This is a genomic window from Parasutterella secunda, assembly GCF_016901835.1.
In the GTDB taxonomy this organism is placed as follows: domain Bacteria; phylum Pseudomonadota; class Gammaproteobacteria; order Burkholderiales; family Burkholderiaceae_F; genus Aphodousia; species Aphodousia faecavium.
Map to the genome: position 1 here is coordinate 43,812 of NZ_JACJKX010000001.1, position 13,743 is coordinate 57,554.

The window sequence follows — 13,743 nt, forward strand, 5'->3', positions numbered from 1 at the left end:
TCACCTGAGAGACCGAACCCGATTAGTGCATCGTCTTAGCCTTTTCGAAGGCTTCGTCGATCGTACCAACCATGTAGAAGGCTTGTTCAGGCAAAGCGTCGCATTCGCCGTCAACAATCATGCGGAAACCGCGGATCGTTTCTTTGAGCGGAACATACTTGCCGGGAGCGCCCGTAAAGACTTCGGCCACATGGAACGGTTGAGACAGGAAGCGTTGAATCTTACGGGCACGCATAACCGTAAGCTTATCTTCCGGAGCCAATTCATCCATACCCAAAATGGCGATGATGTCACGCAATTCTTTGTAGCGTTGCAAAGTTTCTTGAACGCGACGGCAAATCGTGTAATGTTCTTCACCGATGATCAACGGATCGACTTGGCGACTGGTGGAGTCAAGCGGGTCCACAGCCGGGTAAATACCCAAGGCTGCGATATCACGAGACAACACAACCGTAGCGTCCAAGTGACCGAAGGTCGTAGCCGGAGACGGGTCAGTCAAGTCGTCAGCAGGCACGTACACAGCTTGGATGGAGGTAATGGAACCCACCTTCGTAGAAGCAATACGTTCTTGCAACTTACCCATTTCTTCAGCCAACGTCGGTTGATAACCCACAGCAGACGGCATACGACCGAGCAAAGCGGACACTTCCGTACCGGCCAAGGTGTAACGATAAATATTGTCAATGAACAACAGAATATCGCGACCTTCGTCACGGAAAGCTTCAGCCATTGTCAAACCGGTCAAAGCCACACGCAAGCGGTTACCCGGCGGTTCGTTCATCTGACCGAATACCATAGCCACCTTGTCGAGCACATGGGATTCTTCCATTTCATGGTAGAAGTCGTTACCTTCACGGGTACGTTCACCCACACCAGCGAACACGGAATAACCACCATATGCCTTAGCAATGTTGTTGATCAATTCCATCATGTTCACGGTCTTACCCACACCGGCACCACCGAAGAGACCGACCTTACCGCCCTTAGCGAACGGGCAAATCAAGTCAATCACTTTAATACCGGTTTCGAGCAAGTCCACAGACGGGCTCAATTCGTCGAACTTCGGAGCTTCTTGGTGAATCGTACGACGTTCATCTTCACCGATCGGGCCGCAGTTATCAATCGGGCGACCCAACACATCCATAATACGACCCAAGGTCTTCGGGCCAACAGGCACCGAAATACCGGCGCCGGTACTACGAACCTTCATACCGCGTTGCAAACCTTCAGAAGCGCCCATAGCAATGGTACGGACAACGCCGTCACCCAATTGTTGTTGCACTTCAAAGGTCAACCCTTGTTCGGCAAGAGTGTTCTTTTCATCCTTTTCTAAGATAAGGGCATCGTATACTTTGGGCATTTGATCGCGCGGGAACTCAATGTCCACCACAGCGCCAATGACCTGAACGATCTGTCCGATACTCATGGGATATCCTCTTTAAGACACGGCAGCAGCACCACCAACGATTTCAGTAATTTCCTTCGTGATGGCCGCTTGACGGGTCTTGTTATAAACCAATTGCAGATCTCCGATAAGCTTCTTAGCGTTATCGCTTGCGGCTTTCATAGCCACCATACGAGCGCTTTGCTCAGAAGCCATGTTTTCTGCAACGGCTTGGTAAATTAAAGCTTCGATGTAGCGCTTCAACAGCACATCGAGAACCGTGGCGTCACTGGGTTCGTAGAGATAATCCCACGAAAATTCCCGACGTTTTTCGCCAATCTTCTCAAGTCGATCACTCGACAAGGGCAAAAGTTGTTCAATGACAGGTTCTTGCTTCATAGCATTCACAAAACGTGAATAGGCAAGATAAACCTTGTCCAACTTCCCGGCGCTATACTCTTCCAGTTGAGCGTTGATCGCACCAATCAATTTCTCCAATTGCGGGCGATCACCCAACTGAACAGCGTGCGAGAGTAAATCCACTCCGGCATGCTGCATAAAACCAAGACCTTTATTACCGATAGCGGTACCTCTTACGGTCACGCCTTCAGCATTCAATTCCTTGATCTTATTGAGCACCATACGTTGAATATTGGTGTTCAAAGCACCGGCCAAACCTTTGTCCGTCGTCACCATGATCAGACCAACTTTCGCAGCACTCGTGTTATGCGGGCGCAAGAAAGGATGCTTGTAACTCGTCGTTGCCGTAGCCAAATGAGCTACGATATTACGGAGACTTTCTCCGTAAGGACGAGCCGCATGCATACGGTCCTGCGCTTTGCGCATTTTCGATGCCGCTACCATTTCCATCGCCTTAGTGATCTTGCGCGTATTTTGTACGCTCTTGATCTTGGCGCGAATCTCCTTGGTACTAGGCATGTGGTCCCCTTAGGTGTTTACCGACTTCCAATTAGTAGGTGCCGTTTTGCTTAAATTCTTTCACCGCAGCCAAGAGAAGTTCTTTGTCTTCAGCGACCAATTCCTTCTTTTCTTCGATGCGTTGAACCAGATCAGCGTGGTTATTGGCCACGAATTCGCGGCAAGCCTTTTCAAAGCGCAAGGCGTCCTTTGCGTCGACATCGTCATAAATACCTTGTTCGACACAGAACAACACCAAAGCTTCTTCCCACACTTGCAGCGGTTGGTATTGCGGTTGCTTCATCAATTCAGTCACAACCTTACCGCGTTCCAACTGTTTGCGAGTTGCTTCGTCCAAATCGGAAGCAAACTGTGCGAAAGCGGCCAATTCACGGTACTGGGCCAAAGCCAAGCGGACACCACCACCCAACTTCTTAATGATCTTCGTTTGAGCAGCGCCACCCACACGGGACACAGAAATACCCGGGTTAATAGCGGGACGGATACCGGCATTGAAAAGGTCGGTTTCCAAGAAGATCTGACCGTCAGTAATAGAAATCACGTTCGTCGGCACGAAGGCGGTCACGTCACCGGCTTGCGTTTCAATAATCGGCAAAGCGGTCATAGAACCGGTCTTGCCCTTCACAGCGCCCTTGGTGAAACGTTCAACATAATCCGCGTTCACACGTGCAGCACGTTCGAGCAAACGGCTGTGCAAGTAGAACACGTCACCAGGGTAAGCTTCACGTCCAGGCGGACGGCGCAACAGCAAGGAAATCTGACGATAAGCCCAAGCTTGCTTGGTCAAGTCGTCATAGACGATCAAAGAGTCTTGACCGCGGTCACGGAAGTATTCGCCCATCGTCGCACCGGCATACGGAGCGATGTATTGCAACGCAGCAGATTCAGAAGCCGAAGCAGCCACCACGATCGTGTAATCCATGGCGCCATGTTCTTCCAACTTACGAACAACGTTAGCAATAGTAGAGGCCTTCTGACCAATAGCGACATAAACGCAGATCAGGTCCTTACCCTTTTGGTTAATGATCGTGTCCAAGGCCACAGCCGTCTTACCCGTTTGACGGTCACCAATGATCAATTCACGTTGACCACGGCCGATCGGCACCATGGCGTCGATGGACTTCAAACCGGTTTGAACCGGTTGAGAAACAGATTGACGATCGATCACGCCAGGAGCCACTTTTTCGACCACGTCGTATTCATCCGTGTCGATCGGACCCTTACCATCGATCGGTTGACCCAAAGCGTTGACCACACGGCCAATCAACTTCGGACCAACGGGCACAGAAAGAATGCGACCCGTCGTCTTCACTGTGTCGCCTTCACTAATGTGCTCGTAACTACCAAGAATAACTGCACCCACAGAATCACGTTCAAGGTTCAAAGCCAAACCGTACGTGCTGTTGGGGAATTCCAACATTTCGCCTTGCATCACGTCAGAAAGACCGTGAACACGGCAAATACCGTCAGTCACAGAGACCACGGTACCTTGGGTGCGAAGATCAGCGGAGACCCCAAGGCCTTCGATACGCTTTTTCAGCAGATCGCTGATTTCACTAGGATTGAGTTGCATGTCTTACAGCTCCGAAATTTATGCGGTGAGTGCCTCTTGCATTTGAGCAAGTCGCGTCTGAATCGATCCGTCCAAAACTCTGTCGCCCACTCGTACACGCACACCACCGATCAATTCTTCATTGACAGTGACGATCGGCGTGAGTTTCAGGCCAGGGAAACGCTTCCCAAGGCCGGCGATCAGATCATCAACTTCCGCCTGCGACATCGGCATGGCGGTTTCGATGTAGGCGTCAGCGACGCCTTCGGATTGATTTTTAAGTTCGCGGAATTGACGTGCGATTTCCGGCACGGCTTCCAAGCGACCATTCTCAACGACCACCTTCAATAAGTTGGCGGCTTCTTCGGGCAATTTTGTTTGACCGAGACCGGCAACGATGAGATCGTAGATTTGTTCCGAACTCAGTTTCGGATCCCCGATCACAGAAACCAATTCGTCGGTGGTCACCACTTGGGCAATACCATCCAGAACAGCAGCCAAATCGGCAGCTTCTTCGGGTCCCTTCTTAGCATCGTGCAAAGCCAGAAGCAGTGCGTGTGCATAGGGACGGGCAATCGTCGAAAGTTCAGCCATAATTAAAGCTTAGCCTTCAATTGTTCAAGCATTTGAGCGTGAACTTTAGTGTCAACTTCGCGACGAAGAATTTGCTCGGCACCGGCGACAGCCAATCGAGCGACCTCTTCACGCAATTGTTCGCGCAAACGTTCGGCTTCTTGAGCCACTTCAGCCTTAGCAGCTTCAATGATACGATCGGCTTCAACTTGAGCCTGGGCTTTTGCCTCTTCGACAATAGCCTGACCGCGCTTTTCGCCGTCGTTCATGATTGCCAAAGCTTGAGCACGGGCTTCAGCCTTGATCGCTTGACCTTCCTTTTGGGCTTCCGCTAAGGCCATTTCACCTTTGTCGGCAGCTGCCAAACCTTCGTCAATCTTCTTTTGCCGTTCTTCGATTGCTCGAATAAGCGGCGGCCAAATGTACTTCATGGTGACCCATGCACCGAAGAAGAACACGGCCATCTGTACAAACAGAGAAGCGTTGATGTTCATTATTTGAACCCCGTTATGCCAGTTCGCAAGCTCACATAGTGCGAGTGCTCACTGACGTCGTTAATAAAAGAAACTAAAAAGCTTTTATTAGCCGACGAACGGATTGGCAAAAGCGAACATCATGGCGATACCAACACCGATCAAGAAGGCGGCGTCGATAAGACCAGCTAACAAGAACATCTTGGTTTGCAAGGCATTCATCAATTCAGGTTGACGGGCGGCGGCTTCGAGGTACTTGGAACCCATGATACCGATACCGATACAAGCACCGATAGCACCGAGACCGATGATGAGGCCAGCAGCCAAGGCAACAAAAGCGACGTTGGTCATTGCAAAACTCCTTAATCCTTAAAAATGGAGTAAAAGTTAATAAAAAAGTAAAGAAATCAAAACGCTAGTGTTAGTGACCTTCATGAGCTTGACCGATGTAGACCAAGGTCAACATCATCATAATGAAGGCTTGTAAGATAACAATCAACACGTGGAAGAGCCACCAGCAGATCCCTGCCACAGCGTGTCCGAACACACCGAAGATGCTCAGGCCGTCAAAACCGACCCAAAGACTACCCAACAGTGCAATCAGGAAGAACAACAATTCCCCTGCGTACATATTACCGAACAACCGCATGCCCAAAGAGACACACTTGGCCAAATATTCAATAATATTCAACGCGAAGTTAAACGGCCAAAGCAAGGGATAGTTACCGAACGGGGCCACGAATAATTCGCGACCAAAACCACCCAGACCCTTGATTTTGATACCGTAATAAATCATGAGGAACAGCACGCCCACAGAAATACCCATTGTACCGTTCAAGTCGGCCGTGGGAAGCGGACGCAAATAATGAATACCAAACCAAGCAGCGATCGTCGGCAACAAATCAACCGGGATCAAGTCGATGGCATTCATTAAAACCACCCAAACAAAAACCGTCAACGCCAACGGAGCAATAAACGTACGATCTCCGTGAACGATGGACTTTGCTTGTTCATTCACAAATTCGACGAGCATTTCAACGGCACATTGCCATTTACCAGGCACGCCAGATGTAGCCTTCTTTGCTCCCTTATACATAAGGTAAAGCGCACAAGCCATCATCAGTATGGAAAAAACAATCGTATCCATGTTGATGACTGAGAAGTCAATGATAGATGACTGCCCAGCAGCACCAGCGGTCGACAAGTGATGAAGGTGGTGAGTAATATACTCGGTAGCGGTGAGAGCTTCAGCTGCCATGTTTATTCTCGGGTTAGAAGTCCCAAAAAGGAACAATTTAAGACCACAATAACCGAAGCGATCATTGCGGGCCAAACCAAGTCCTCATACAACATCACAATCAAGCATATCAACAGCGCAATTGCGATGATCTTAACGAACTCGCCAATAAAGAAGAAAAGCGGTGAATAAGTAGGACTCAGCTTAACTAAGACACTCAAATTCAACGCAAATAACGCATTCGGGATCCAACAGGCAGAACCCGCCAGAAACGCCGAAAGGGCCGCACCCTCCCCTCCGAACAGAGCGGAAAATACAGCAACTCCAATAGTGGCAACGATTTGCAGAAGTACTATTTTCTTCATAAAAGTCAGTAGTCGCCCCTACAAACCATTATTCTGCGCGAATTATACGATACGTTACCTATAGAAACAAGGGTTTACACCGATGTTTTAGTCGTGTAAACCCTTAATCCTATCGGACATATTTAATTGACTATTTATTCAAAATTTTCAAAGTGGGCAATAATGCCATCAAATTGATCTAAATCTGAAAATTCAATAATCAATTTTCCCTTTCCTTTCTGATTGGTATCTATTTTTACGGTAGTACCAAAAAAGTTCGAAAGGTTTTCTTCCAGACGTAAGGTATCGGAATCTTTTCTATTCTTCTTAGCTTCCTTACCCTTTTTCTGCTTTTTCATCAACATTGAGGCCACAAGTGTTTCTACTTGTCTAACTGAGAGCCCCTTTTTGACAATTTCATTGGCTACTGCCACTTGCATGCCCGGTTCCAAACTCAATAAAGCACGGGCATGCCCCATCGAAATTTCGTTAGCCATTAAACGTTCTTGGACAGGTTTGGCCAAATTGAGCAAACGTAACAGATTAGTGGTAGCCGTTCGACTTCTTCCGATAGCCTGAGAAGCCGATTCATGAGTCATATGAAATTCATCCAGTAAACGCTGAATACCGGCAGCTTCTTCCAAGGGATTTAAATCTTCGCGCTGAATATTCTCAATTAAAGCCCAAGCCAAAGCTTTTTCATTTGAGATTTTACGAATAAGAACAGGTACTTTTTTCAAACCGGCGAGCTTCGAAGCCTGATAACGGCGCTCACCAGCAATGATTTCGTATTTATTTTTAGCAATCGGACGGACCAAAATGGGAGAAATCAACCCTTGTTCGCGAATCGACTGGGCCAACTCTTCCAGGGACTCCTTATCCATTCTAGTACGAGGTTGATATTCACCCGGTTGAATCTTGTCTAATTCCAATTCCGAACTATCATCACCTTTGGCATCTGCCAAAGTAATAACAACATCATCTTTTTTCCCGAGCAAAGCATCCAATCCCTTGCCCAAACCGCTTCTTCTCTTCACTACCATTCTATTTCTCCTTGCTTTGCTTCTTGTACTTTTTCATACGTTTCAAGAATTCTGCACCGAACTCCTGATAGGCTTTGGCACCTTTACTGGACTTATCGTACAAGACACCGGGCAAGCCATAACTCGGTGCCTCTGCCAGGCGTACGTTTCTAGGAATAACCGTCTTAAAGACTTTATCTCCAAAGTACTCTTTTAATTGCTCACTCACTTGTTGTTGCAACGTGACTCGCGGGTCAAACATCACTCGGAGCAAACCGATTAACGTCAGATCCGGATTCTTAGCAGCCTGAATTCGCTTAACTGATCCGATTAAATCGGTCAAACCTTCCATTGCAAAGTACTCACATTGCATCGGGACAATAACCCCACGAGCAGAACACAAAGCGTTGATGGTCAACATGGAAAGAGAGGGCGGACAGTCAATAATTACAAAATCGTAATTATCATTTTGTTCTTTCAGAATATTTTTAAGTCGTTCGTCTCTATCTTCAAGCTGTACTAACTCAACCTCAGCACCGGCTAATTCTCGATTTGCAGGAAGAATATCGTAACCGGCATCTTCCGAATGAATAACCACTTTCTCAAACGACGCTTGTCCGAACAGCAAAGGGTAAACCGTCTCGGTTATCGAATCTTTGCTGACACCGCTACCGGTTGTAGCATTGCCCTGAGGATCAAGGTCAATCAGCAAGACACGTTGTTTTAAACCGGACAACGCAGACGACAAATTCACAGCGGTCGTTGTTTTGCCCACTCCGCCTTTTTGATTTGCCACACAAAATGTTAAAGCCATTTTCTAACCCTTACATCTTAGGCATTGAAAGCCATAATTCTGAAAAACCTTGCCAAAAAATTGAAATACCGATACACAATAAAATAAATGCGAAAACCCTAGACAAGGCATCAGCACCCGTTGCGCCAACTGCTTGACTCACACGATCGCAGTATCGATAACAAACATAAACAGTCAATAAAGTAGCAACTGTTGCCAAAAGACATCCAATAAGATTGGCCGTTCCGTGACCAATCATACCCGTACCGATAGCAGTCGAAACAGCAATCATTCCCGGTCCCATTGTCAACGGCAGCGTAATGGGATAGAAGGCCATCGATAATAATTTTTTCCTAGATTTTGGCGGTTCAATAGTCGAATTCTCGGTATCGTCATGTGTAGCTTCGTTTAAAGCCTTCCATCCTGCAGAAATCAGTACCAAACCACCACCAACTCTGAGAACTCCCATAGATATCCCAAAGAAACTCAAAATCAGATGACCAGCAAACAAGCTGACCAACATAATAATCATCGAGTAGAAGACTATTCGATTAACCATCATCTTTCTGGTCTCTTGGTCAATATTCGGCGTTAAAGCCAGAAAAAACATTGCCCCACCAAAAGGATTCAAGACCGGTATAAAAGACGCGAAAGCAAATAAAAATGTACTTACTACTTGATCAAGCACATTAACCTCGCAAGAAAATAAGACCAAGACAAGCAAAATGCATTTTTACATAACTAAATAAAAAAATCTTTAAAACCAAAAACACTTTACAAAATATTGTTCCATGTGAAACATATTATATGTGTTATATTTTAAATAAATAATTTATTTGCTTAATTTTTAGGCATATAATATAAATATAAATGATTTTTTTATAACGATATCTAATTGATATATATGCGTTTTGTCAATTTTTTGCTTATTTTTTATGCATTTTAATTTTAGGCGATAAGGTGCATATGTGTAATTATTGATTGAAAATCACAACAATATTCCTATCTTCATTTAAAAATGGTACAGAAATCTGCACAATCTCGGTTCTGAATGAATCTCTAATAGAATTGATTTCATCAACTGGCACCTGTCCTTTTAAAGCAACCCAACAGCCTTCTGGTTTTATTAGATGCGATGATAAATTAATAAAATTTTCAAGTGAAGAAAAGGCTCTGGAAGAAATAACATCAAAACTCAAATTCTTAAGATTTTCGACACGTGAGTTGAATACTTTAACATTTTTCAACTTTAAGGAAAGAGCAACCTGCGTTAAAAATGCAGTTTTCTTTCCAACCGTTTCAACAAGAGAAACTGAGACATCAGGGCATGCTATAGCTAAAGGTATAGCAGGAAGCCCACCACCCGAACCAACATCCAGGACTTTTGCTCCTTCAAAAACATAGCGTTTAAAAATTGGGACAGCTGCCAAAGAATCGAGTATATGATGAGTTAAAACGTCATCGTTATTTGTAATTGAGGTTAAATTGTAGGTTTTATTCCATTTATAAAGCAATGCTGAATAAGCATCAATCATTTGAATTTGTTCATTACTTAAAACAATATCCAAACATTTGATACCTTCTAATAAGCGAACTTTATTTAAAAAACCTTGCATTTTATTTACTGTACTTTCGAGATTTTATAAAAATTAATAAAAGACTAATTGCCGCAGGTGTAACCCCACTAATTCTTCCGGCTTGACCTAACGTTTCAGGTCTATGAGCTTTTAACTTTTGACGCACTTCAAACGAAAGACCTTTAACCTTGTCATAATCAAAATCAGAAGGAATACGTGTAGTTTCATGTTCAATGAGTTTAGAAACTTCTTCCTTCTGACGATTTATATAGCCAGAGTATTTGGCTGTAATTTCAAGCTGTTCAATCTCGGATGAAGTTAAATTAACGTTCTCTGATACCAATTTTTCATCTTTATTCTTTAATGTCATCAATGTTTCATGTGAAACATTAGGTCTGGACAAAAGATTAAAAAGTGAATACTCACGTTCAATGTTACTACCCAAGACTCTCTGTGCTTCTTGATCAGAAATCAACCCAGGATAAATCCAAGTTGTCTTAAGCCTATTCAATTCTTTAGCAATCGCATCACGTTTTCTAATAAAGAAATCCCAACGTTCATCATTAACCAAACCTAACTTTCTACCAATTTCAGTCAGGCGATCATCAGCATTATCTTCTCTGAGACTCAACCTGTATTCAGCTCGAGAAGTAAACATACGATAAGGCTCAGTTACACCCTTCGTTATTAAATCATCAACCATGACACCTAAATAAGCTTGGTCTCTTCGTGGAGTCCAAGGTTCCTTACCTTTTACTTTCAATGCCGCATTCAAACCAGCTAATAGACCTTGAGCCGCAGCTTCTTCATACCCAGTAGTACCATTTATTTGGCCAGCAAAAAACAATCCCTCAATTTGCTTTGTTTCCAAACTTGTTTTCAGTTCTCTTGGATCATAATAATCGTACTCGATAGCATATGCCGGTCTAATAAAATGAGCATTTTCAAGTCCGGGAATGGTATGCATAAATGCAATCTGAACATCAAACGGCAAACTCGAAGAAATCCCGTTAGGATAATAAACGTGTGTATTTAACCCTTCAGGCTCTAAAAATACATGATGTGAATTTTTATCAGCAAACCTGACAACTTTATCTTCAATTGAAGGACAGTATCGAGGACCAATACCTTCAATAATTCCAGAGAACATCGGAGAGCGATCTAAATTAGCTCTAATAATATCGTGAGTTTGCGTATTGGTATTTGTAATCCAACAAGGAACTTGTTCTGGATGTTGGATTTGCGGTTCTAACAAAGAAAAACTCGGAATCGGATCAAAATCACCTAATTGTTTTTCACATTTTTCAAAATCAATCGTTCGACCATCGATTCTTGCAGGAGTGCCAGTCTTTAATCTACCCTTCGGGAGTCCCAAATCAATCAATCTCTGCGCTAACTTAATACTAGCCGGATCCCCTACTCGACCAGCCGGATAATGTTCTAACCCTACATGGATTAACCCGTGTAAAAAGGTCCCCGCTGTAATAATCACGGTTTGTGAATAGATTTTTACATTGGTTTGAGTGATAACACCAGCAACCCTTCCACCTTCTACAATTAAATCATCCACCCCTTGTTGGAATACCCATAAATTTTCTTGTTCCTCAATTCTCTTTCTCATTGCCACTCGATACAATTCTCTGTCAATCTGAGCGCGAGTTGCACGAACGGCTGGTCCTTTAGATCCATTAAGCACCCTAAACTGAATTCCGGACTCGTCGGTTACTTGGGCCATAGCCCCACCCATAGCATCCAACTCTTTCACTAAGTGACTTTTACCAATTCCACCAATTGACGGATTACAAGATAGTTGGCCGATAGTCTCTATATTATGCGTAATCAATAAAGTTTTACATCCCATCCTTGCAGCAGCTAGACAAGCCTCTGCCCCAGCATGACCACAACCAACTACGATTACATCATAACGAACCGGATAATCCATTTTTTCCTCGTTCCACGTGAAACAATAGTCTATTTTTATATTTTATTCTTTAAAATCAATTACTTACCAATACAAAAACGACTAAAAATCATTCCTAAAATATCATCAGGGGTCGTTTCTCCAACAATTTGCCCCAACTCTTCATTGCAGAGCCTTAATTCTTCAGCTAACAGATCCAAAGGAGGCTCTGGATAATTGACAAAGTTTTCAGCCAACTTTAAATGTTCATAAGCCTTTGACAACGCCTCTAAATGTCTTTGTCTAGCTAGGAATGTTGACTCAGGTTTATTCTCCCACCCTACTAGTTCTAACAGTTTCTTTTCCAGAGCTTCTATACCCATCCCCGTTTTAGCTGAAATAGTTATCCAGTTAGGGTTGGGTATTGATGTACTCCCTAAGTCACATTTATTTAGAACATGCAGAACCGGAACACCGGCTGAAACTCGTTGCATCACTTTTTCTAAGATTTTTTGGCCTTCTTCATCTGAACTCTGATGCGTAGAATCAATCAAATGCAGCACAATATCGGCATTTTCGACTGCCTGCAGAGTTCTTTCAATACCAATACTCTCAACCTTGTCCTGAGTTTCACGGACACCGGCTGTATCGACCAAACGCAACGCCACACCACCGATACTGATTTCATTTTCAATTTTGTCGCGAGTGGTTCCTGCTACATCAGTAACAATAGCGACTTCCGTTCCACTTAACCGATTCATTAGGGACGATTTTCCAACATTAGGGCTTCCTACTAAGACAACAGTTACCCCCTCCCTTAAAATAGATCCTTGCTGGGATTGATGTTTCAGTCGTTCAAAATCGTCCACAATTTTGTGCATTCTTTCTCGCGCCTGAGTACTCTGAATGAAGTCAATTTCTTCCTCAGGAAAATCTAAAATCGCTTCTATTAATGCACGTAACTCTATGACTTGATCACCTATTTCATGAACGCTGTCGGAGAATTCTCCGTTCAGAGAACGTGAAGCAGCCCTGACTGCCCCTTCTGTCGTAGCATCAATTAAATCCGCCACAGCTTCGGCTTGTGACAAATCAAGCCTGCCGTTCAAAAAGGCCCTTTTAGTGAATTCGCCGGGCTCGGCTAATCTCAATCCACTCGATCTCCCTACTTCCAAAACACGGCGCAAAAGCATCTGCAATACAACCGGCCCGCCGTGGGCTTGTAATTCAAGCACTGACTCCCCGGTATAGGATCTGGGGGTAGGAAAATAAAGGGCCAATCCTTCATCTATCAAACTGCCGCATTCGTCTTTGAAAGGGCGATAGTGAGCATATCTTGGCTTCAGACATTCTGTCGGGCCAAAAAATTTTTCTATAAAAGTCTTTATAAAGCTATCTTCGCCCGATAAGCGAATGATCCCCACCCCTCCCCTACCGGAGGCTGTAGCAATCGCCACAATTGGATCTCTATCAGAATTAATGGCCATAGTTTCCCCATAAAAATATGGCTAATTATCGCACTCTCAACGATTTGTTTTAAAACCAAAAAACAAAATATTTGCTACATTGAGCACAAATTTAACGAAGGAGCTGTCCGACATATGTCTCTGGGAAATAATGAACCCTCTTTTTTTGGTAACGCACTAATAGGAGCCTGCTGCGCGATCGGTACGTCTGTCCCCATTTCTGCCTACCTGGCTGCATTCATCGGTGATACGTACTTTGTGCGTGTAATGGTTTATGGACTGATCTTACTTTGGGTTATATCAGGCGCTATTACAATATTTTTTAAAACCTATCGCTCTGAAACGAAAAAATTGTCTCTTCGTTTCATGATCTTATGGTTTTTATCTGTTTGGTTATGGCCCCTTCTTTTGATCTTCGGCCAGAAACGGCAATGAATAAAGGGGAGTGTTACCTCCCCCCTCTATTTCAAACAAAGATCAGAC

15 protein-coding genes are annotated in these 13,743 nt (G+C 44.3%); 1 reads left to right on the forward strand and 14 read right to left on the reverse strand.

All coding sequences use genetic code 11. From position 1 onward, the window contains the following. Positions 1-22 precede the first annotated feature (22 nt). The 14 genes from atpD to mnmE all read right to left on the reverse strand — a co-directional run bounded on the left by atpD (position 23) and on the right by mnmE (position 13,275). Complete coding sequence (atpD, locus tag H5985_RS00230; RefSeq protein ID WP_205049307.1) at positions 23-1,426, reverse strand: F0F1 ATP synthase subunit beta; 1,404 nt, start codon at positions 1,424-1,426, stop codon at positions 23-25. A gap of 12 nt (positions 1,427-1,438) precedes the next feature. Continuing rightward, complete coding sequence (gene atpG / locus H5985_RS00235) at positions 1,439-2,323, reverse strand: F0F1 ATP synthase subunit gamma (RefSeq protein ID WP_205049308.1); 885 nt, start codon at positions 2,321-2,323, stop codon at positions 1,439-1,441. A 31-nt stretch (positions 2,324-2,354) separates the two neighbouring features. After that, a complete protein-coding gene (atpA, locus tag H5985_RS00240) occupies positions 2,355-3,896 on the reverse strand; it encodes a F0F1 ATP synthase subunit alpha (RefSeq protein WP_205049309.1) in 1,542 nt (513 codons plus the stop codon). An 18-nt stretch (positions 3,897-3,914) separates the two neighbouring features. Next, positions 3,915-4,469 carry a F0F1 ATP synthase subunit delta gene (locus tag H5985_RS00245; protein WP_205049310.1) on the reverse strand — a complete coding sequence of 185 codons (555 nt, stop codon included), beginning with the start codon at positions 4,467-4,469 and terminating at the stop codon, positions 3,915-3,917. 2 nt (positions 4,470-4,471) lie between these two features. Continuing rightward, positions 4,472-4,942, reverse strand: a complete 471-nt coding sequence (locus tag H5985_RS00250) for a F0F1 ATP synthase subunit B (protein ID WP_022473112.1) — start codon at positions 4,940-4,942, stop codon at positions 4,472-4,474. An 87-nt stretch (positions 4,943-5,029) separates the two neighbouring features. After that, the gene (gene atpE / locus H5985_RS00255) at positions 5,030-5,272 is read right to left on the reverse strand and encodes a F0F1 ATP synthase subunit C (RefSeq protein ID WP_022473111.1); all 243 of its coding nucleotides are present in this window, start codon (positions 5,270-5,272) and stop codon (positions 5,030-5,032) included. Positions 5,273-5,342: 70 nt separating this feature from the next. Next, positions 5,343-6,179: a F0F1 ATP synthase subunit A gene (gene atpB, locus H5985_RS00260; RefSeq protein ID WP_205049311.1), complete on the reverse strand. Its 837-nt coding sequence runs from the start codon at positions 6,177-6,179 to the stop codon at positions 5,343-5,345. Positions 6,180-6,181: 2 nt separating this feature from the next. Beyond that, entirely contained in the window at positions 6,182-6,523 is a 342-nt protein-coding gene (locus H5985_RS09625) for an ATP synthase subunit I (protein ID WP_205049312.1), read from the reverse strand. 134 nt (positions 6,524-6,657) lie between these two features. Continuing rightward, positions 6,658-7,545 carry a ParB/RepB/Spo0J family partition protein gene (locus H5985_RS00270; protein WP_205049313.1) on the reverse strand — a complete coding sequence of 296 codons (888 nt, stop codon included), beginning with the start codon at positions 7,543-7,545 and terminating at the stop codon, positions 6,658-6,660. A gap of 1 nt (position 7,546) precedes the next feature. Next, entirely contained in the window at positions 7,547-8,338 is a 792-nt protein-coding gene (locus H5985_RS00275) for a ParA family protein (RefSeq protein ID WP_205049314.1), read from the reverse strand. Between the two features lie 10 nt (positions 8,339-8,348). Then, a complete protein-coding gene (locus H5985_RS00280; RefSeq protein WP_205049315.1) occupies positions 8,349-9,005 on the reverse strand; it encodes a MarC family protein in 657 nt (218 codons plus the stop codon). Positions 9,006-9,291: 286 nt separating this feature from the next. Further along, positions 9,292-9,933 (reverse strand): 16S rRNA (guanine(527)-N(7))-methyltransferase RsmG, encoded by a 642-nt coding sequence (gene rsmG / locus H5985_RS00285; RefSeq protein ID WP_205049316.1) that lies wholly within the window; start codon positions 9,931-9,933, stop codon positions 9,292-9,294. 1 nt (position 9,934) lies between these two features. Continuing rightward, positions 9,935-11,836, reverse strand: coding sequence for a tRNA uridine-5-carboxymethylaminomethyl(34) synthesis enzyme MnmG (gene mnmG, locus H5985_RS00290; protein WP_205049317.1), 1,902 nt, complete (start codon positions 11,834-11,836; stop codon positions 9,935-9,937). 59 nt (positions 11,837-11,895) lie between these two features. Further along, positions 11,896-13,275 carry a tRNA uridine-5-carboxymethylaminomethyl(34) synthesis GTPase MnmE gene (gene mnmE, locus H5985_RS00295; protein ID WP_420892567.1) on the reverse strand — a complete coding sequence of 460 codons (1,380 nt, stop codon included), beginning with the start codon at positions 13,273-13,275 and terminating at the stop codon, positions 11,896-11,898. A 120-nt stretch (positions 13,276-13,395) separates the two neighbouring features. Between mnmE and H5985_RS00300 the strand changes: the two genes are divergently transcribed. Next, positions 13,396-13,695 carry a hypothetical protein gene (locus H5985_RS00300; protein ID WP_205049319.1) on the forward strand — a complete coding sequence of 100 codons (300 nt, stop codon included), beginning with the start codon at positions 13,396-13,398 and terminating at the stop codon, positions 13,693-13,695. The last annotated feature ends 48 nt before the right edge of the window (positions 13,696-13,743 follow it).

Excerpts from the sequence above, each read along its gene's own strand:
- atpD (WP_205049307.1), bottom strand. The coding sequence starts at position 1,426 with ATGAGTATCGGACAGATCGTTCAGGTCATTGGCGCTGTGGTGGACATT.
- atpG (WP_205049308.1), bottom strand. The coding sequence starts at position 2,323 with ATGCCTAGTACCAAGGAGATTCGCGCCAAGATCAAGAGCGTACAAAAT.
- atpA (WP_205049309.1), bottom strand. The coding sequence starts at position 3,896 with ATGCAACTCAATCCTAGTGAAATCAGCGATCTGCTGAAAAAGCGTATC.
- H5985_RS00245 (WP_205049310.1), bottom strand. The coding sequence starts at position 4,469 with ATGGCTGAACTTTCGACGATTGCCCGTCCCTATGCACACGCACTGCTT.
- H5985_RS00250 (WP_022473112.1), bottom strand. The coding sequence starts at position 4,942 with ATGAACATCAACGCTTCTCTGTTTGTACAGATGGCCGTGTTCTTCTTC.
- atpE (WP_022473111.1), bottom strand. The coding sequence starts at position 5,272 with ATGACCAACGTCGCTTTTGTTGCCTTGGCTGCTGGCCTCATCATCGGT.
- atpB (WP_205049311.1), bottom strand. The coding sequence starts at position 6,179 with ATGGCAGCTGAAGCTCTCACCGCTACCGAGTATATTACTCACCACCTT.
- H5985_RS09625 (WP_205049312.1), bottom strand. The coding sequence starts at position 6,523 with ATGAAGAAAATAGTACTTCTGCAAATCGTTGCCACTATTGGAGTTGCT.
- H5985_RS00270 (WP_205049313.1), bottom strand. The coding sequence starts at position 7,545 with ATGGTAGTGAAGAGAAGAAGCGGTTTGGGCAAGGGATTGGATGCTTTG.
- H5985_RS00275 (WP_205049314.1), bottom strand. The coding sequence starts at position 8,338 with ATGGCTTTAACATTTTGTGTGGCAAATCAAAAAGGCGGAGTGGGCAAA.
- rsmG (WP_205049316.1), bottom strand. The coding sequence starts at position 9,933 with ATGCAAGGTTTTTTAAATAAAGTTCGCTTATTAGAAGGTATCAAATGT.
- mnmG (WP_205049317.1), bottom strand. The coding sequence starts at position 11,836 with ATGGATTATCCGGTTCGTTATGATGTAATCGTAGTTGGTTGTGGTCAT.
- H5985_RS00300 (WP_205049319.1), top strand. The coding sequence starts at position 13,396 with ATGTCTCTGGGAAATAATGAACCCTCTTTTTTTGGTAACGCACTAATA.